This window comes from Streptomyces sp. NPDC033178 (genome assembly GCF_055577685.1).
The window spans coordinates 116,687-133,944 of sequence record NZ_JBVIPT010000008.1 but is presented as its reverse complement, the minus strand read 5'-3'; the positions used below and the strand labels follow the sequence as shown (position 1 = coordinate 133,944).

Here is a 17,258-nt window from a genome sequence, read left to right as displayed (position 1 = left end):
TCATCGTTCTTCCTTTCAGTCGAGAAGCGGATTGAGATTGCTGTCCAAGGCCATTCCTCCGACCGTGACCCCAGCGCCGGCGAGCGAGATGCCCGTAGCCGTCCGCGAGATCCTGTTGACCGCCTCCGAACTGTTCAGGCCTTGCGAAGCAAACTTGACGTCCTTGAGCTGCGATGCGACACCCGCATCAGCCGCAGAAACAGACCGCCCGACTCCCAGCGCTGCGTTGCCGTCTCCTCTGGTAACCACCGTTCGCCAAGCGTCACGATAACTTCCGGCGCTCCTCAACGTGCCGAGATTGTCCCCCCACGCCCTCCCTGAGAAGGGCTCCGTGAACGGCTCCGTCATGGACTTCCAGCCATCTCCCTTCTCCAGTTTGGAATTCTGCAGCCTCCCCTTCACCGAGTTGACGAACTCCCCTCGCTGCCACTTGATCGGGCCGGCAGCAAGCTTGTTCACCCTCTTGGCACTTCGCCTGTACTGTTTCGAGGTGGCGGACCCAATCACCTTTCCCATACGACCAAGAGCGGTCTTCGCGTACTTGCCTGCCATCTTGGAAAAAGCTTTACCGACTCCCATCATGAGGAAGCCTGCCACGGCCATTCCGAGATCCATCCACCCCTTGTCGCCTCGCGCGAACTGGATAAGAGTGGCCAGCGTACTCACCAGGGTGAGAACCATGGCAAGGCTACCCAGAACTCCAGCCAGGGCCTGCCCGATGATGGGAATCCAACCAATCAGGAGTGACGCAACGCCGAGCCATGTGGCGATGCTCCCTGTCCACTCTCCAATTTCATTGACCCAATCATCAAATTTATCCCAGAATCCGTCCTTCAGTGAATCGTTGCTGATTGCGTCGTCGATGGCCTCGCGTGCTCTCCGCGCAGCCTCGTTTCGGATCCGCTCAGCCTCTCCGACCTTCTCCCTGGCCGCCTGGATCTCATCTCCAGCGGCATCCCGCTTCTCCTCGATCTTCTTCTTGTCGTCCTTCTGCTTCTCCGTCAGCCCATCCAGGCTGCGTTGGGCCGCCCCCTTCCTCTCGTCGGCATCCCTGGCTTCCTTGAGCGCGGCGTCCGCAATCTCCTGGGCACGATTCAAATCGGAGGCGTAGTTCTTCGGCTTCGCATGCAGCTTGTCCTGGTAACCGCCGCCCACCTCCGTCACCTCGGATCCGATGGCGTCAGCGGCCGCGTCGTACCTCTTGAAGGCAGCCTCAAGCTTCTTGACGTTGCCTTTCGCCTTCTCCCGGAACTCCTTGCCCGCCTTGCTGTCCCACGCCTCGACCTTGGCGACGGCATTGAGGTTTCGGATCTGCCGCTGCAACTCCTCGGCAGTTTTACGCAGTTTCCGTCCCAGAGAAGCCAGCTGGTCGGGATCACCAGGAACAGGATCGTCATCCGCTACGGGGTGCCAGTCGCGCGGCCGTCCCCCCACGACTACTTCCCCTTCTTCGAGGGCTTGGGGTCCTGAGCGCCTCGAATGGCTTCGGCCAACTGGTGATCGATGTCCTCGTACGCCTCGGCGGCGGCCTTGGCGATCTTGGCCAACGTGTCGATCTCGGCCGTCAATTCCTCGCGCTTGATCTCCCAGTTGCCGGCGAAGTCCTCGAACTTTTCGGCAAGATCGGTTTGCCCGAAGTCGTCGCCATATTTCTGGGTGAGCTTCTCCAGCCCTTCAAACGCCTTCTTGACGTTGCCGAGACCAGCGCCCATCCCTTTGATCACGTCAAGATCAAGCTTCGTATGCCCGACTTCGTCACCCATGGCACCCCCTGCACCAACCCACAGCAGTCACACCGGCCCCGGAAACAGACCGGTGCGGTGGGACGCCGCAGCTTCCCACCGCACCAGACCACACCATCACCGAGCGGCCCCAGCCGCCAGAAGGCGATCTCAACCACTCAAAAGGGCCACTTCAGCCCTTGACACCCTTGGCCAGCTCGTCATCCAGGTCCTGGTACGCCTTCGCGGCGCTGGTCAGGAACTTGGACATGCCGGTCAGGCCCTCGATCGTGTCCTTCGCGCCCTTCTTGAACTCGGTGAAGGAGTCCTCGAAGGCCTGCGAGCCCTTGCGGGTGGTGTAGCCGTCCTTGACGAGGCCCTGGATGTAGCGCTCAAGGGCGTCGAGCTTCTCGTCGATCTTGTCCTTGGCGTCGGTCAGCTTGGTAGCCGCCTTGTGCATCTCGTCATAAGTGATATCTGCGTCTTTGCCGCCGGCCATGTGGCGTCCTCCATAACAACTCGACTTGCCGCAGGGCCAACCCCCGTGGCTCCCGTTGCGGATGATGCGATCGTCCGCCGAGTCTGCAGCTTACGCAGGACGCTTGCAGCCGCACACCCCGGATCCTTCAAGAGCCTTCAGGGAACCAGCACATACGCCGTTGCCTGTGGGAAGGGTGGAGCGGATATCGTCACTGGGCAGCAACTGGGCAGTAGGAGAGCAGTCAACGGGGAGGACGATCGTGCGCCTGACTCTGACCGTCGTCGATCCACTGGGCGGCGCCAACGCCGACGTGGTGCTCGACGCGGATCCCGAGTCCTCGGTGGGGGACATCGCGAAAGAGCTGGCCGCGCACGTCGGCTACAGCGGCGGCGCGCAGATCATCCCCATCGGACACCACGGACAGCACGGACAGCAGGCGGGCAGCGGCGGAGCGCCCCTCGCCTACGTCGACGGCCATCCCGTCGACCCGGCCTCCACCATCGGCACCTCACCCCTGCGCGAAGGCGCCGTCGTCAGCCTGCACGACCCCGCCGGCTGCCTGCCGGGCGAGCCGACCGGCCTCGTCGAGCTGCGCGTGGCGAGCGGGCCCGCCGCCGGCGCCGTGCACCGGCTCGGCATCGGGCGGTACGACATCGGCAGCGGCCCCGCCTCCTACGTACGGATCGACGATCCCGAGCTTCCCTCCCGCGCGCTGACGTTGTCAGTTGCAACGGACGGAACCTGTCAGGTCGTCGCACACGGGGACGACCGGAACAACAGGGATGACAAGGACGACAAGGACAAGGGTGGCGTCACCCTCGACGGCGAGCCCCTCGACGGCAAGGACTGGCCCCTCGGTGCCCAGGTCGCCGTCGGCAACACCCTTCTCGAACTCGACCGCTACTCCCCGCCCAACGCCGCGTTGAAGTGGTCCGACGACGGCGCGGGGCTCGACTACAACCGGCCGCCCCGGCTCCAGCCCCCCGAGCGCCAGACCCGGTTCAAGCTGCCCACCCCGCCGCGCGACTTCGAGGCCCGGCCGCTGCCCTGGCTGATGGCCCTGACCCCGCTGGTCGGCGCGGTCGTGGCCGTGATGATCTTCGGGCGCTGGTACTACCTGATCATGGCTCTGCTGAGCCCGCTGATCCTCTTCGGCAACTACTTCATGGACAAGAAGCACGGGCGCAAGTCCCATGCGAAGCAGGTCAAGGAGTACAAGGAGCACAAGGAGCGGATCGAGAAGGACGCTCAGGACGCGTTGATAGCCGAGCGGCTTGATCGGCGGCTCGCCGTTCCCGATCCCGCCTCCGTGCTCTCCATGAGCACCGGGCCCCGTACGCGGCTCTGGGAACGGCGGCGCACCGACGCCGACCATCTCGTCCTCCGCGTCGGCACGGGACAGCTGCCCTCCGAGGTCGTGCTCGACGACCCCGAGCAGGACGACCACAAGCGCGAGGTCACCTGGAAGATCCAGGACGCCCCGGTGACGCTGCCGCTGCGCGAGCGCGGTGTCGTCGGGATCGCCGGGCCCGGCGACTCGGCGCAGGCCATCGGCCGTTGGATCGTCGCGCAGAGCGCCGTCCTGCACAGCCCTCTCGACGTGCAGTTCTACGTCCTCACCGAGAACAGCGCCCAGACCACCTGGGACTGGGTCCGCTGGCTGCCGCACTCGCGTCCCTCCGGCGCCCAGGACGCCAACGTCCTGATCGGTACGGACGCCGAGACCGTCGGCGCCCGCATCGGCGAACTCACCCAGCTCCTCGACGCCCGCCAGAAGGCCGCCAAGGAGAACGGCCGCCAGACCAGCTTCACCGACCCGGACATTGTGGTCATTTGGGACGGTTCGCGGCGGCTGCGGTCCATGCCCGGTGTGGTGCGGCTGCTGCGCGAAGGTCCCGGCGTCAGCATGTACGCGATCTGCCTCGACGCCGAGGAGCGGTTCCTGCCCGGCGAGTGCCAGGCCATCGTCATCGCCGAGCCGAAGCCCGAGGAGCACGTCACCGCGGTCACGGCGTCCCGGGAACCGGCGGCCCAGGGCGGCGGCTTCCCCTCCTTCCAGGCCTGGCACACCGCCGAGCCCGACGACCAGCAGTCCGGCGAGCAGAAGCCGCTCGAACTGCGGCTGCGCGTCGAGCAGACGGGCACGGCCCGGGTCAAGAACGTACGGCCGGATTTCGTGTCGGCGGCCTGGTGCGCCCGTCTCTCCCGGTCCCTCTCCCCCATCCGCGACATCAGCGGCGAGACCGAGGACTCGGCGCTGCCCGGTTCCAGCCGGCTGCTCGACGTGCTCCAGCTGGAGCCGCCGACGAGCGACGCGATCTCCGCCCGCTGGCGCATGGGCGGGCAGTCGACGATGGCGGTCGTCGGTGAGTCGTACGACGGGGCGTTCGGCATCGACATCCGGCGGGACGGGCCGCACGGTCTGATCGCGGGTACGACCGGTTCGGGCAAGTCGGAGCTGCTGCAGACCATCGTGGCCGCGCTGGCCGTGGCGAACACGCCCGAGAACATGACGTTCGTGCTGGTCGACTACAAGGGTGGCGCGGCCTTCAAGGACTGTGTGAACCTGCCGCACACCGTCGGCATGGTCACCGACCTCGACGCGCACCTCGTCGAGCGGGCCCTGGAGTCGCTCGGCGCCGAGCTGCACCGGCGCGAGCACATCCTGGCCGCCGCCGACGCCAAGGACATCGAGGACTACCAGGACCTCGTACGACGCGATCCCTCGAACAACCGGCCGCTGCCCCGACTCCTCATCGTCATCGACGAGTTCGCCTCGATGGTGCGCGATCTGCCCGACTTCGTCACGGGTCTGGTCAACATCGCCCAGCGAGGCCGTTCGCTCGGTATCCACCTGCTGCTGGCCACCCAGCGGCCGAGCGGTGTCGTGTCTCCCGAGATCCGGGCCAACACCAACCTCCGTATCGCGCTGCGGGTGACGGACGGCGGCGAGTCGAGCGACGTCATCGACTCGCCCGAGGCCGGGCACATCTCCAAGAGCACGCCGGGTCGCGCGTACGTCCGGCTCGGGCACGCCTCGCTCGTGCCGTTCCAGTCCGGCCGCGTGGGCGGTCGGCGGCCCGGAGCCGCCGACCCGACCGTGCTCGCGCCCTGGGCCGGGCCGCTGGCCTGGGAGGACCTGGGGCGGGCCGCGCTGGTCAAGCCGAAGGCCGAGGCACGCGAGGAGGAGGAGATCACCGACCTGAAGGTGCTCGTGGACGCGATCCGCGACGCCAACGGGGCGCTCGGCATCCCCTCCCAGCACAGCCCGTGGCTGCCCGCCCTCTCCGAGACGCTGCTGCTGGACGAGGTCGAGATGCCCGCGGTCGCCGCGCTGTCTGCGGGCAAGCTGCCGCCGGCCCCGTTCGGTGTCGAGGACCTGCCCGCCGACCAGGCCCGCCGCCCGGTCGTCGTCGACTTCTCCTCCTTCGGGCACCTCATCGTGGGCGGCGCTCCGCGCAGTGGCCGTTCGCAGATCCTGCGGACCCTCGCCGGGTCGATCGCCCGCACGCACTCCTCGTCGGACGTGCACCTGTACGGCATCGACTGCGGCAACGGCGCGCTCAACGCGCTGACGCGGCTGCCGCACTGCGGTGCCGTCGTCGCACGTAACCAGACGGAGCGGGCCGTACGACTGGTCACGCGCCTCAAGGGCGAGTTGACGCGGCGTCAGGACCTGTTGTCCGACAAGGGGTTCGCCGACATCGGGGAGCAGCGGGCGTCCGTCACCGAGGAGGAGCGGCTGCCGCACATCGTCGTACTGCTCGACCGGTGGGAGGGCTGGCTGCCGACGCTCGGCGAGTACAACCACGGTGAGCTGACTGACGAGTTGCAGACGATGATGCGCGAGGGCGCGAGCGTCGGCATCCACCTCGTCGTCACCGGTGACCGGCAGGTGCTGCTCGGCCGGATGGCCTCGCTCACGGAGGAGAAGTACGGTCTGCGGCTCGCCGACAAGTCCGACTTCTCGATGCTCGGCATCAACGCACGCAAGGTGCCCGAGGAGATCCCGCCCGGGCGCGGCTTCAAGAACGAGACGGCGATCGAGACGCAGTTCGCGCTGCTGTCGGACGACCTGAGCGGTCAGGGTCAGGCGGCGGCGCTCGCCGCGATCGGCGAGGCGGCCACGGCCCGGGACGCCGAAGTCCCGCGCGCCAGGCGCCCGTTCCGGGTGGACTCCCTGCCCTCCCGCATCGGTTTCGCGGACGCCTGGGAGATGCGGGACCCGGCGGTCGCACAGTCCAAGCTGTGGGGTCTGGCGGGCATCGGCGGCGACGACATCATGGCCTTCGGCCCGGACCTCTCGCAGGGCGTGCCGACGTTCGTCGTCGCGGGCCCCGCGAAGTCCGGCCGCAGCACGGCCCTGTTGAACCTCGCCCGCTCGTACCTCCTCCAGGGCGTACGAATCGTCGTGGCCGCCCCGCGGCCCTCGCCACTCCGCGAACTCGACGGCCAGGACGGCGTGTTGAAGGTCTTCACGGACGACGACATCGAGAGCGACGACTTCAACGAGGCCATCGAGTCGGCGTCCCCCGAGGAGCCGATCGTCGTCATCGTCGACGACGGCGAGGTCCTGGAGGACGCGGACTGCGAGCGCGAGCTGAAGCGACTCGTCCAGCGCGGCGCCGACCGCGGCCTCGCGCTCGTCATCGGCGGCGACGAGGAAGAGGTCTGCAGCGGCTTCTCCGGCTGGCAGGTCGAGGCCAAGAAGGGCCGCCGCGGCATCCTCCTCTCCCCCCAGGACTCCGGCGCCGGCGAACTGATCGGCATCCGCACCACCCGCAGCATGGTCGGCGGTCCGATCACCCCGGGCAAGGGCATGCTGCACCTGGGCAACGGAGAGCCGGTCACGGTGACCGTGCCTCTGTAGCCGCTCAACCTCTCAGCGGCTCACTCGACCTTCGACATCCGGGCCACCGGATCCCCCGCGTCCGCGTTGTCCGTCTCGTACCGGAGGTCGTCGCCCACCGGGACCAGGCGGACCTCGTGGCGGCCCGTCGTGCACTCGGACGTGGTGGACGGCTTGGAGATGCTGGTGGCGACGAGTTGCTTGGGGGTGACCTTCTTGAGGATGAGGTCGGTGTCGCAGGCGCCGCCGATGAGGTCGGTCTGGCGGAAGGTGCCGAGCTGGTCGCCCGGCGCGGCCTGGCGGACGGTGACGCGGAACGTGCCCATGGGGAGCTTGCCGTCGAGGGCGAAGCCGTCGCCCTCCCAGGTGCCGAGGTAGGAGCTGGGAACGGCGGAGAGGTCGTTGCCGTCCGGGGCGGAGGCGCTCGGGGTGGCCGCGGGCTGGGAGTTGGCCGGGCCGCCCGCGTCACTGCCGCTGTCGCTGTCGTCGTCCCCGCCCGGCAGCAGGTCGCCCACGAACGCCCCGCCGATCACCACCGCCGCCAGCGCTCCCGCCACCGCGAGCGCCACCGTGCAACTCAGCTTGCGGCCACGGCCGTTGGCCGTCGGCACGGAGGTCGCCGCCACGCTGACGGACACCTTCCCGGGGGAGGTGTCCTGGCCTGCCGCGTCGCGTGGTTCCGGAACATGGGTCGGGGGGCCGGACAGGGGTGCATGGGGTGACTGGGATGCATGGGGTGACTGGGATGCGTGCGGCGCGTAGGGCGCGTACGACGGGTCCGGGGGGCCGAACACGCCGGCGGGAGGTGCGGAGTCGGCCGGGGACGGGGACGGGACCGGCGTCGCCCGGGGCCCATCCGCCACCGCCGCTCCGGGACCTTCCGCCCGCGCCGATCCGTTGGAGTCGCCCACCGAAGGGCTGCTGAAGCCCACCACTCCTGACGGCGTGACGTCCGCCGCCTCCAGGTTCAGGAGCTGGACCGCGCTGCGGCTGACCTGCTCCACCAGCGGTCCCGGCAGCCATCCCGCAGTCACCAGCCGCGCCGCACCCTCCGAGGCGAGGCGGGAGGCGAGAGCGGAGGGGGACGGGCGGGCGGCCGGGTCCTTCGAGAGACAGTCGGCGACCACGTCCCTCAAGTCGCCCGACAGCGCGCCCAGTTCGGGCTCCTCGTGGACCACCTTGTAGAGGAGCGCGGCCGAGGAGTCGCCGGGGAACGGGGACGAGCCCGTCGCCGCGTACGCCAGTACCGCGCCCAGCGAGAAGACGTCCGCCGCGCCCGTGACCCCCTTGCCGAGGATCTGCTCGGGCGACATGTAGCCGGGCGAACCGACGGAGACGCCGGTCGAGGTCAGGGAGGCCGTGCCGTCCGTCGCGCGGGCGATGCCGAAGTCGATGAGGAGGGGGCCGTCGAGGGTCAGCAGGACGTTCGACGGCTTGACGTCACGGTGGACGAGGTCCAGGCCGTGCACCGCCGACAGCGCCTCGGCGAGGCCGGCACCGAGGACCCGTACGGAGTGCTCCGGGAGCGGGCCCGCGTCGGCGACCGCGGCGGCGAGGGACGGTCCTGCGGCGTAGGCCGTGGCGACCCAAGGGACCGGTGCGTCCGGACCGGCGTCCAGCACCGGAGCCGTGTACGCGCCGCCCACCCGCCGCGCCGCCTCCACCTCCCGGCGGAAACGGGCCCGGAACTCCTCGTCGAGCGCGAAGTGCGGATGCACGATCTTGACCGCGACGGTACGGCCGCCCGCGCTGCGGCCCAGATAGACACGGCCCATCCCGCCCGAGCCGAGCCGGCCCAGCAGCCGGTAGGGCCCCACGACGGTGGGTTCATCGACTCCGAGCGGTTGCATGGTGCCCGCACCTCCCCCGTGTTCCACTACCCGTCCCCTACCCGTCCCCCGTACGTGCCGCACGGTCCGCCGTGCCGCACCCGCACTGTCCAGCAGGGTAATGCCGTGCCGTACGCCGGTGACCTCCCCTACGGCTGGAGCAGATCCACCTTCACGTCCGCCGCGAACCCCGTCGTCGGCCCCACCCTCCTCGCGAACTCGGTGACCGCTTCCAGCTGCGGGCCCCCGAAGCGGAAGTCGAGGGTCGTGAAGTAGCGCTCAAGGACGCTTTCGTCGAAGGCCTCCCAGCGGGCCGCCTGCTCGGCGACCTTGCCGACCTCCTCCAGGGAGAGGTCCCGGGAGGAGAGGAAGGCCTCGTGGACCTGGCGCGTGAGGACGGGCTCGCGCTCCAGGTACTCGCGGCGCGCCGCCCAGACCGCGAAGACGAACGGCAGGCCCGTCCACTCCTTCCACAGCGTGCCCAGGTCGTGCACCTGGAGTCCGTAGCGCGGGCCGTCGAGGAGGTTGGCCCGCAGGGCGGCGTCACCGATCAGCACCGCCGCGTCGGCCTCCTGCATCATCAGGCTGAGGTCGGGCGGGCACGTGTAATAGGACGGCGTGACGCCGTACCGCTCCGACAGCAGGAGCTGCGCGAGACGTACGGACGTACGGGAGGTCGAGCCGAGGGCGACCCTGGCTCCGTCCAGCTGGTCCAGCGGGACCTGGGAGACGAGTACGCAGGACATCACCGGGCCGTCGCAGCCGACCGCGATGTCGGGGAAGGCGACCAGTTCGTCGGCGTGCCTGAGGAACTCGACGAGGGTGATCGGGCCGATGTCGAGATCACCCCGCACCAGCCGCTCGCTGAGCTTCTCCGGGGTGTCCTTGGTGAGCTCGAAGTCGAGCAGCGTGCCCGTTCTCGCGAGCCCCCAGTAGAGGGGCAGGCAGTTCAGGAACTGGATGTGGCCGACGCGCGGCCTGGACGGGCGGGCGTCGGGACGCCCCTCGGGAGACTCGGGAGAATTGTCCACATCGCGAGGCTAGCGCCCATGGGGTACGGTGCAGGCTTCAGGGTCCCGAGTGGTTTCCGAAGCGATCTGGCCCGCTCCTGTCAACCCCTGTGACGCCAAGTGATACCGCGACGTCAACCCATCGGGCGACCCCGCCAAACTTCCGGGTGACGTGATCTTGCCCTCTATTGCTTTCGGCTGCCCTCGTGGGTAGGCTCGTCGCAAGTTGCAGTTTGGTTTCCCTTGCAGTACAGAGCCTGCGGAGCATGTGACCGCGGGCTCTCGTCGTTTTCAGACGAATGCAGTTGTTTACAAGCTTTTGTTTACACCTTGCAGGTTCTGGAGCAGGGCAACCCTTTGGGCCCAAGGAGGGCTTATGGCTACCGGAACCGTGAAGTGGTTCAACGCTGAAAAGGGCTTTGGTTTCATCGCCCAGGAAGGCGGCGGCCCGGACGTCTTCGTCCACTACTCCGCGATCAACGCGAGCGGATTCCGCTCTCTCGAAGAGAACCAGGCGGTTACCTTCGACGTGACCCAGGGTCCGAAGGGCCCGCAGGCGGAGAACGTCACCCCCGTCTGATCCTTCGGCCGAGTCTTGGCTCCATGAGCCCAATACTCTGATCCGGAACCGAGTAGAAGTACCCAAGGAGCCCCTACACCGTCAGGTGTCGGGGCTCCTGCCTTTTCTCACGGCTCCTGCCGTTCGGACACTTCCTGCCGTTCAGACACTGAGAGATGACCGCGCCGCGACCGCGTCCGCCGGGTCCCAGCCCTCGCCCGGTACGGAGGCGAGCAGCAGGCGGGTGTACGGGTCCGACGGGTCGGTGAGTACGCGGGCGGTGGGCCCCTGCTCCACCGTCCGGCCGCGGCGCATCACCAGGACCTCGTCCGTGACGTGCTGGACGACGGCCAGATCGTGGCTGACGAAGACCAGGGCGACCCCGGTGTCCCGGCGGATGTCGTCGAGGAGCCGCAGGATCTGGGCCTGGATCGACACGTCAAGCGCGGCGACCGCCTCGTCCAGGACGAGGATGCGTGGGTCCACGGCCAGGGCCCGGGCGATCGCGAGTCGTTGGCGTTGGCCGCCGGAGAGGTGGCGGGGGCGGGCCTCCGCCTCGCGTTCCCCCAGGCCCACCTGGTCCAGGAGCGTTGCCGCGAGGGACTCGGCGCGGCCGTGCAGGCGGAGGGCCGTGCGGAGGCACTGGGTCGCGGTGAGTCTGGGGTCCAGGGAGACGTACGGGTCCTGGAAGACCATCTGGATCTCGCGGGCTCGGGTGAGCCGTGCTGCTCGGCGGCGGGGTGTGCGGGGTTCGCGAGGGCGGCCCTCGACTGTGATCGTTCCGGTGTCGGGGGTGGTCAGGCCTACGAGCATGCGGGCGACTGTGGTTTTGCCTGAGCCCGATTCGCCGACGATGCCTGTGGCTCCGCCGGGCCGGAGGGTGAAGGAGATGCCCTCCGCGGCTGTGTGGCGGCCCCCTCCGGGGAGGGGGTAGGTCTTGCCCAGGCCTTCTACCTTCAGCAGGGGGCTTGTCATTTGTGGCTCACCTTGTCTTTTGGCTGACCCGCCGTGGTGCGTTGTGCCCACCCGTTCCGCCCTGCGGAACGGGTGGGCACAACGTGCAGGCATGCTGCCGAGCCGCCCTCTTCCAGTGGTATCGGCTCCGGGAGCCACGTCTCGCACTCCTCCTCCACCTCCCCGCATCTCGGGGCGAAGGGGCAGCCCGGGAACGTGTCCGAGAGGGATGGGGGGCGGCCCGGGATGGGGGTCAGGGGGTGGGTGTCGCCGAGGGTTGGGGAGCAGGAGAGGAGGCCTTGGGTGTAGGGGTGGGCCGGGGTCGTGAAGAGGGCGCGGGCCGATCGTTCTTCGACTACTCGGCCGGCGTACATGACGTACACGCGGTCGCAGTACGCCGCCGCCAGGTGCAGGTCGTGGGTGATGAAGAGCAGGCCCGCGCCCTGTTCCTCACGGGCCGTGCGGAGTTGGGCGAGGATCTCGGCCTGGGTGGTGACGTCGAGGGCGCTGGTGGCCTCGTCGGCGAGCAGGAGGCGGGGGCGGGCGGCGAGAGCGCCGGCGATGACGACGCGCTGGAGCATGCCGCCGGAGAGTTCGTGGGGGCGTTGGCGGACGCGCTGTTCGGGGTCGGACAGGCCGACGGCGGCGAGGAGTTCGACGGCCCGTTCCCTGGTGGCGCCGCGTTCGACGAGGAAGTCACCGATGCGGCGGACCGGGTTGAGGGTGGCGCGCGGGTCCTGGTGGATCATCGCGACGGTGTCGGCGCGGTGGGCGCGCAGGGCTTCGCCGCGCAGGCCGAGTACGTCCGTGCCGTCGACGCGGACCGACCCGTCGAAGTCGGCGCCCGTGGGCAGCAGGCCGAGCGCCGCCTTCGCGGTGGTCGACTTGCCGGAGCCCGACTCGCCGACCAGGCCGACGACCTCGCCCTCCGCGACGGTCAGGGTGACGGAGTCGAGCAACGGGCGGGCCGTGCCGGGGACTTGGACCGTGAGGTCTTCGAGGGAGAGGAGCATGGGCTCAGTCCTGACTTCCTAGGCGGTCGGCGGCCCAGACGCCGGCCACGTTGACGGACACGACGACCAGGGCGATGGCCGTGCCGGGGACGAGGGCGGGCAGCAGGGCGCCCTGGACGACGGCGGACTGGCCCTCCTGGACCATCAACCCCCAGTCGGAGGAGGGTGGTTGGGCACCGAAGCCCAGGTAGGAGAGGGTCGCGAGGGACATCACGGCCTCGCCGAAGAGGACGACGAGGTAGCCGAGGACCGCGCGGCCCAGGTTGGGCACCAGGTGCAGGGCGCAGATGCGGGTGCCGCCCATGCCCTGGACGCGGTAGGCGTCGACGTACGGCTTGCGGACCTCGGAGAGGGCGAGCGAGCGGGTGTACCGGGCGACGGTCGGGGTGAAGGCCAGCCCGAGGGCGAGCACGGAGGTCGTGGTCCCGGTGCCGAAGACGGCGATGATCAGGACGGTGAAGAGCAGGCCGGGGAAGGCGTACATCACGTCGGTGATCCGGGAGACGAGGCTGTCGATCCAGCCGCCGTGCCAGGCCGAGAGCACGCCGAGGGTGACTCCGAGCACGGCGGCGACCGCGAGGAGCAGGAGCGGTGCGATCAGGCTCGTACGGGCTCCGTGGAGCACGCGGGAGAGCAGGTCCTGGCCGGAGGAGTCGGTACCGAGAAGGTGGTCCGCGCTGGTGCCGGCGAGGGACGCGGAGAGGTCGATGGCGTCGGGGGCGTAGGGCGCGATCAGCGGGGCGAGGGCCGCCGCGAGGACGACCAGGGCGAGGACGGCGGCGGCGATCAGGACGCCGAGGGGGCGTCTGCGGGGGCGGGGACCGGTCGCCACGGGCCGCAGGGCGAGGGTGGTCATGCGGTGCGCGCCTCCTTCGGCCGGGCTGGGGTCGTTGTGATCGTCGTGGTCGTCGTGGTCGTCATGCGGGGCGCACCTCCTTGACGCGCGGGTCCAGCAGCGGATGGACGAGGTCGACGACGGTCGTCACCACGACATAGCCGGTGACCATCAGCAGCAGGACCGCCTGGGCCACCGGGAAGTCGTGCGCGTTGATCGAGCCGACCAGCAGCGAGCCGATGCCGCTGAGGCCGAAGGCCGTCTCGACGACGACCGTGCCGGCGAGCATGCCCGCCATGACCAGGCCGCACATGGTGACGATGGGGCCGAGGGCGTTGCGCAGGACATGGCGGCGGATGATGTCGCGTTCCGGGACGCCGGAGGCGCGGGCCGCCTCCACGTGGTCGGAGGCGGCGGCGTCCGCCATGGCCTGGCGGGTGACGCGGCTGATGATCGCGAGCGCGCCGAGTGCCAACGACAGGGCGGGCAGCGTCAGATGGTGCAGGGTGCCCGCGATTCCCGTACCGCTGCCGGTCACCGGGAACCAGCCCAGTTGTACGCCGAAGAGCGAGACGAGTGCGATCGCGGCGACGAAGGACGGCACGGAGGCGGCCAGGGTCGTGCCGCCGACGACCGCCGAGTCGACCCAGGTCGAGCGGCGCACGGCGGCCAGGATTCCGGCGCCGACGCCGAGGACGACGAAGAGCACGGTGGCGTACGCGACGAGTTGCAGGGTGGTCGGCAGGCGGGCGGAGACCAGGTCGCCGACCTGGTCGCTGTACTGGAAGGAACGGCCGAGGTCGAGGTGGACGCAGTCCCACAGCCAGCGCCCGTACTGGACGACGAGCGGCTCGTCGAGGTGGTACTGCGCGCGGACCGAGGCGAGCCGTTCGGGGGTGAGCTTGTCGCGGCCGCCCGCGAGGAACACGGCGGGGTCGCCGGGAGCCGCGTACACGGCGGCGAAGATGACGAAGGACGCGGCGAACAGGGTGGCCAGCAGGCCGGCCAGCCGCCGGGATATGCGAGCGAGCATGAGTGGTGTCTCCAACCAGCCTTGCTTGGCGAACTAGCTCTTCCTGGAGCCGAGTTCGGCTGCCCACGGGTAGTAGAGGTAGGCCTGGGAGGCCGGCGGGCCGGTCAGTTTCGCGTCGAGGAGCAGGATCGTGGGGACCTGGGCGATCGGGATCCAGACCGCCGCGTCCGCGAAGCGCTTCTGTACGTCGATGGCGAGCGAGGCCCGTTCGGCGTCGTCGAGGGTGGCGAGCGCCTTCTTCACGTTCCTGTCGTACGTGGCGTCCTTGAAGCCGACCCAGTTGTTGGAGGAGTCGGACAGGCCGTTGTCGTAGAAGCCCATGGGGTCGGCCTTGGAGATGTACCAGTCGCCCACCAGCAGGTCGATCTCGTCACGGGCCTGCGGGTCGCTGTAGAACTCCTCGAACTGGGACGTCGGTACGGTCTTGATCTGGGCCTTGAGTCCGATGCGCTGGAGTGCGGCGCGTACGGCGTTGGCGGTGACGGTCCGGCCCTGGCTGGCGTCGGTGCCGATGACGAGGGGCGCTCCGGGTGTGCCGGCCTCCTTGACCAGCTTCTTGGCCTCGGCGAGGTCGTCGGCGGTGGGTGACGCGGGGGCCAGCGACGCCAACTGCTTCTGTGCGGACTGGAATTCGGCCTTCTCGTAGCCCCAGGCGCCGGAGCCGACGGGGGTGGCCCAGGGTTCGACGAGGCCGCCGTACCCGGAGTCGGCGATGCCCTTGCGGTCGAGGGAGAGGGAGAGCGCACGGCGGATCCGCTCGTCCCCCAGTCCGCCGCGGGCGGTCGGGATCAGGACGAGGGAGGCGGTGGACGGCCCGTAGTGCTGGGCGATGTCCTTGTCCTTGAGGAGGGCGGCGGCCGTGTTGGGAGTCTCGGCGTACGCGCCGTCCGCGGCGCCGGTCTTGAGCGCGTTCACGAGCGCGCTGTCGGCGGCCCAGCGGAAGACGACCTCGCGGGTCATCGGCTGCTTGCCCCAGTAGTCGTCGTACGCGGCGATGGTGATCGAGTCGCCGGACCTCCAGTTCTTCAGCGCGTACGGTCCGGAGCAGGCGTCCGCCTGGCCGGGGGTGCCGAAGTCCTGGCCGGACTGCTCGACCTGCTCCTTGTTCCAGACGATTCCGGCGTCTCCGGCGAGGGCCTTGGTGAAGAGGGCGTCGGGGGCCTTGAAGCCGATCGTGATCTCGTCGGCGCCCGTCTTCTTCATCGAGGAGACGTTGCCGAACTCGTCGGACTGTTCCATGTCCGGGTCGGCGTGCCGCTTCAGGGACCACAGGACGTCGTCGGCGGTGAGCTTGGAGCCGTCGTGGAAGGTGACGCCGGAGCGGACGGTGAGGGTGAGGGTCCTGCCGTCGGTGGAGGTCTTCGCCGACGAGGCGAGGAACGGCTTGGTCGTCATGTCGGGCTGGAGCTGGTAGAGCCGCTCGCAGACGTTGGTGAGGACGACGCGGCCCGCGCTGGTGCCCTGGGTGTCGAGGTCGAGCGAGTCGGGCTCGTCCTCCAGGAGCCAGTCGGCCCTGGCGAGCGTGCCCTTGGCGGCCGGGGTGGTGGGGCTGAGCTCCAGCTTGGCGGCGTCGGCGGACGCGCCGCCGGTGCCGCTGGTGGTGTCTGCGCCGCTGCAGGCGCCGACGGTCAGGAGGGTCGCTGCGGCGAGGACCGCGGTGGCGCCCCGCCTTCTGTCGCTGTGGGTCGTCATCCGGCATCTCCGTAAGGGCCGTCGTACAGGTTCCAGGGCAGGTGCTGGTAGTCGCGGTCGCAGGGCGTGCCCGCGGTCACGTGGTAGTCGCCGCCGGTCAGGTCGACGCAGGAGGAGACGAGCGTGGTCCAGTGCTGGACCGCGGGCATGCGGCTGTCGGGGTGGGTGCACAGCGACTCGGGGAGGCCGAGGTGGTCCGACATGGCCTGCTTGATCAGCTTGCGGCTCTCGTCGGGGCCGGTGGAGCCGCGCAGGACGCGCAGGCCCTGTTCGGCGCGCGGCACCCGGACCAGGGAGTCCGACGACAGCGGCCGGTAGCCGGCGGCGAGGGCGGCGGGGATGCCCGCCTGGTAGTGGTTGCCGTGCACGAGGAGCCCGTCGGTCGGATGCATCCAGCCGTGCCCGGCCGGGGTGGTCTCCAGGTCGATGGCGTACCCCTCGCGGCAGGTCAGCAGGGCGTTGCTGGCGATGTGCGCGCGGGTGCGGCACAGCACTTCGAGGGCGTCGGTGATGGTGTGCTGGTCCAGGACCCGGCGGCGTACGACGGTCTGCGGCAGGCCCACCGCGTCGTCGAACCGTCCGCCCAGGCCGTTCGCGTTGAGCGCGATCCCCGCCGAGTTGGCGCCCTGGCGGCCGATCTGGCCCGCCTCGACCTGCATGATCAGGGTGGGCTTCGGCGGCTGGACGACGCGGAGCATGACGACCGTGTCGGAGACACCGGCCCGCCAGTCCCAGTTCTGGCCCGCCCAGACCCGGCCGTCGCCGCTGGCCTCTCCGTAGGCGGCGAAGGAGGTGCAGCCCTCGGAGCGTTCCTCGACGGCCACCTCCGCCGGGGTCTCCAGCTCCTGCCGTCCCTCGGCCATCCTGGCGAAGGACCGGTCGTAGATGACCTCGCCGCGGGCGTTGAGGGCGAGGACGTCGAGCAGGTCCACGCCCGCGCCCTCGGCGATCCCCTGCATCTCCTCGACGAGGTCGGGGGCGTAGTCGCGTACGGGGTCCAGCCAGCGGGCGGCGCGGGCGGTCACCTGCTGCCAGGTGAGGCCCGACGAGTGGCCGAACGCCTCCTCGTAGTAGGCGAGTGCGGTGTGCAGCCGGGGGCGGACGGCTTCGCCGTACTGGCGGCCGCGGTCCAGGGGGTTGCCTGAGATCTCGATGATGGGGAGGGTGCGGGGTGCCATTCTTCTCCTCGCGGTGGAGAGCTCTCCGCAACCGTCCTGTAACGTTGGTTACGAGATACTCTCCTTTTGGAATGCGTTGCCCAGGAGAGTAACGGCAATCACAC

At 69.6% G+C, this 17,258-nt stretch carries 13 protein-coding genes; 2 read left to right on the top strand and 11 right to left on the bottom strand.

Annotated elements, in window-relative coordinates; translation table 11 throughout:
• Nucleotides 1–15 precede the first annotated feature (15 nt).
• The 3 genes from ACZ5VQ_RS21205 to ACZ5VQ_RS21195 form a co-directional block, all read right to left on the bottom strand.
• A complete protein-coding gene (locus ACZ5VQ_RS21205) occupies nt 16–1,323 on the bottom strand; it encodes a hypothetical protein (RefSeq protein WP_469106245.1) in 1,308 nt (435 codons plus the stop codon).
• A gap of 113 nt (nt 1,324–1,436) precedes the next feature.
• Nucleotides 1,437–1,763, bottom strand: coding sequence for a hypothetical protein (locus tag ACZ5VQ_RS21200; protein ID WP_362073867.1), 327 nt, complete (start codon nt 1,761–1,763; stop codon nt 1,437–1,439).
• Between the two features lie 151 nt (nt 1,764–1,914).
• On the bottom strand, nt 1,915–2,220 hold the full coding sequence (locus ACZ5VQ_RS21195) for a WXG100 family type VII secretion target (RefSeq protein WP_079053446.1): 306 nt from the start codon (nt 2,218–2,220) through the stop codon (nt 1,915–1,917).
• A gap of 241 nt (nt 2,221–2,461) precedes the next feature.
• Between ACZ5VQ_RS21195 and ACZ5VQ_RS21190 the strand changes: the two genes are divergently transcribed.
• On the top strand, nt 2,462–7,072 hold the full coding sequence (locus ACZ5VQ_RS21190) for an FtsK/SpoIIIE domain-containing protein (RefSeq protein WP_469106244.1): 4,611 nt from the start codon (nt 2,462–2,464) through the stop codon (nt 7,070–7,072).
• Nucleotides 7,073–7,092: 20 nt separating this feature from the next.
• Here ACZ5VQ_RS21190 and ACZ5VQ_RS21185 read toward each other — a convergent pair whose 3' ends face one another.
• Entirely contained in the window at nt 7,093–8,901 is a 1,809-nt protein-coding gene (locus ACZ5VQ_RS21185; RefSeq protein ID WP_469106243.1) for a serine/threonine-protein kinase, read from the bottom strand.
• Between the two features lie 128 nt (nt 8,902–9,029).
• The gene (locus ACZ5VQ_RS21180) at nt 9,030–9,911 is read right to left on the bottom strand and encodes a menaquinone biosynthetic enzyme MqnA/MqnD family protein (protein ID WP_469106242.1); all 882 of its coding nucleotides are present in this window, start codon (nt 9,909–9,911) and stop codon (nt 9,030–9,032) included.
• A 355-nt stretch (nt 9,912–10,266) separates the two neighbouring features.
• On the opposite strand from ACZ5VQ_RS21180, the gene ACZ5VQ_RS21175 reads away from it, so the two are divergent.
• On the top strand, nt 10,267–10,470 hold the full coding sequence (locus tag ACZ5VQ_RS21175; RefSeq protein WP_033319512.1) for a cold-shock protein: 204 nt from the start codon (nt 10,267–10,269) through the stop codon (nt 10,468–10,470).
• 141 nt (nt 10,471–10,611) lie between these two features.
• Here the strand turns inward: ACZ5VQ_RS21175 and ACZ5VQ_RS21170 are convergent, their stop codons facing one another.
• The 6 genes from ACZ5VQ_RS21170 to ACZ5VQ_RS21145 all read right to left on the bottom strand — a co-directional run bounded on the left by ACZ5VQ_RS21170 (nt 10,612) and on the right by ACZ5VQ_RS21145 (nt 17,154).
• Complete coding sequence (locus ACZ5VQ_RS21170) at nt 10,612–11,424, bottom strand: ABC transporter ATP-binding protein (RefSeq protein ID WP_469106241.1); 813 nt, start codon at nt 11,422–11,424, stop codon at nt 10,612–10,614.
• A complete protein-coding gene (locus ACZ5VQ_RS21165; protein ID WP_469106240.1) occupies nt 11,421–12,416 on the bottom strand; it encodes an ABC transporter ATP-binding protein in 996 nt (331 codons plus the stop codon). Before ACZ5VQ_RS21165 ends, ACZ5VQ_RS21170 begins: the two co-directional genes overlap by 4 nt.
• A gap of 4 nt (nt 12,417–12,420) precedes the next feature.
• Entirely contained in the window at nt 12,421–13,272 is an 852-nt protein-coding gene (locus tag ACZ5VQ_RS21160) for an ABC transporter permease (protein ID WP_469106239.1), read from the bottom strand.
• A gap of 61 nt (nt 13,273–13,333) precedes the next feature.
• Nucleotides 13,334–14,284 carry an ABC transporter permease gene (locus ACZ5VQ_RS21155; RefSeq protein WP_190231001.1) on the bottom strand — a complete coding sequence of 317 codons (951 nt, stop codon included), beginning with the start codon at nt 14,282–14,284 and terminating at the stop codon, nt 13,334–13,336.
• A 33-nt stretch (nt 14,285–14,317) separates the two neighbouring features.
• Nucleotides 14,318–15,976: an ABC transporter substrate-binding protein gene (locus ACZ5VQ_RS21150; RefSeq protein ID WP_469106238.1), complete on the bottom strand. Its 1,659-nt coding sequence runs from the start codon at nt 15,974–15,976 to the stop codon at nt 14,318–14,320.
• Nucleotides 15,973–17,154: a C45 family autoproteolytic acyltransferase/hydolase gene (locus ACZ5VQ_RS21145; protein ID WP_469106237.1), complete on the bottom strand. Its 1,182-nt coding sequence runs from the start codon at nt 17,152–17,154 to the stop codon at nt 15,973–15,975. Before ACZ5VQ_RS21145 ends, ACZ5VQ_RS21150 begins: the two co-directional genes overlap by 4 nt.
• Nucleotides 17,155–17,258: the final 104 nt, after the last annotated feature.

Excerpts from the sequence above, each read along its gene's own strand:
- ACZ5VQ_RS21195 (WP_079053446.1), bottom strand. The coding sequence starts at position 2,220 with ATGGCCGGCGGCAAAGACGCAGATATCACTTATGACGAGATGCACAAG.
- ACZ5VQ_RS21145 (WP_469106237.1), bottom strand. The coding sequence starts at position 17,154 with ATGGCACCCCGCACCCTCCCCATCATCGAGATCTCAGGCAACCCCCTG.
- ACZ5VQ_RS21200 (WP_362073867.1), bottom strand. The coding sequence starts at position 1,763 with ATGGGTGACGAAGTCGGGCATACGAAGCTTGATCTTGACGTGATCAAA.
- ACZ5VQ_RS21185 (WP_469106243.1), bottom strand. The coding sequence starts at position 8,901 with ATGCAACCGCTCGGAGTCGATGAACCCACCGTCGTGGGGCCCTACCGG.
- ACZ5VQ_RS21170 (WP_469106241.1), bottom strand. The coding sequence starts at position 11,424 with ATGACAAGCCCCCTGCTGAAGGTAGAAGGCCTGGGCAAGACCTACCCC.
- ACZ5VQ_RS21165 (WP_469106240.1), bottom strand. The coding sequence starts at position 12,416 with ATGCTCCTCTCCCTCGAAGACCTCACGGTCCAAGTCCCCGGCACGGCC.
- ACZ5VQ_RS21160 (WP_469106239.1), bottom strand. The coding sequence starts at position 13,272 with ATGACCACCCTCGCCCTGCGGCCCGTGGCGACCGGTCCCCGCCCCCGC.
- ACZ5VQ_RS21155 (WP_190231001.1), bottom strand. The coding sequence starts at position 14,284 with ATGCTCGCTCGCATATCCCGGCGGCTGGCCGGCCTGCTGGCCACCCTG.
- ACZ5VQ_RS21150 (WP_469106238.1), bottom strand. The coding sequence starts at position 15,976 with ATGACGACCCACAGCGACAGAAGGCGGGGCGCCACCGCGGTCCTCGCC.
- ACZ5VQ_RS21175 (WP_033319512.1), top strand. The coding sequence starts at position 10,267 with ATGGCTACCGGAACCGTGAAGTGGTTCAACGCTGAAAAGGGCTTTGGT.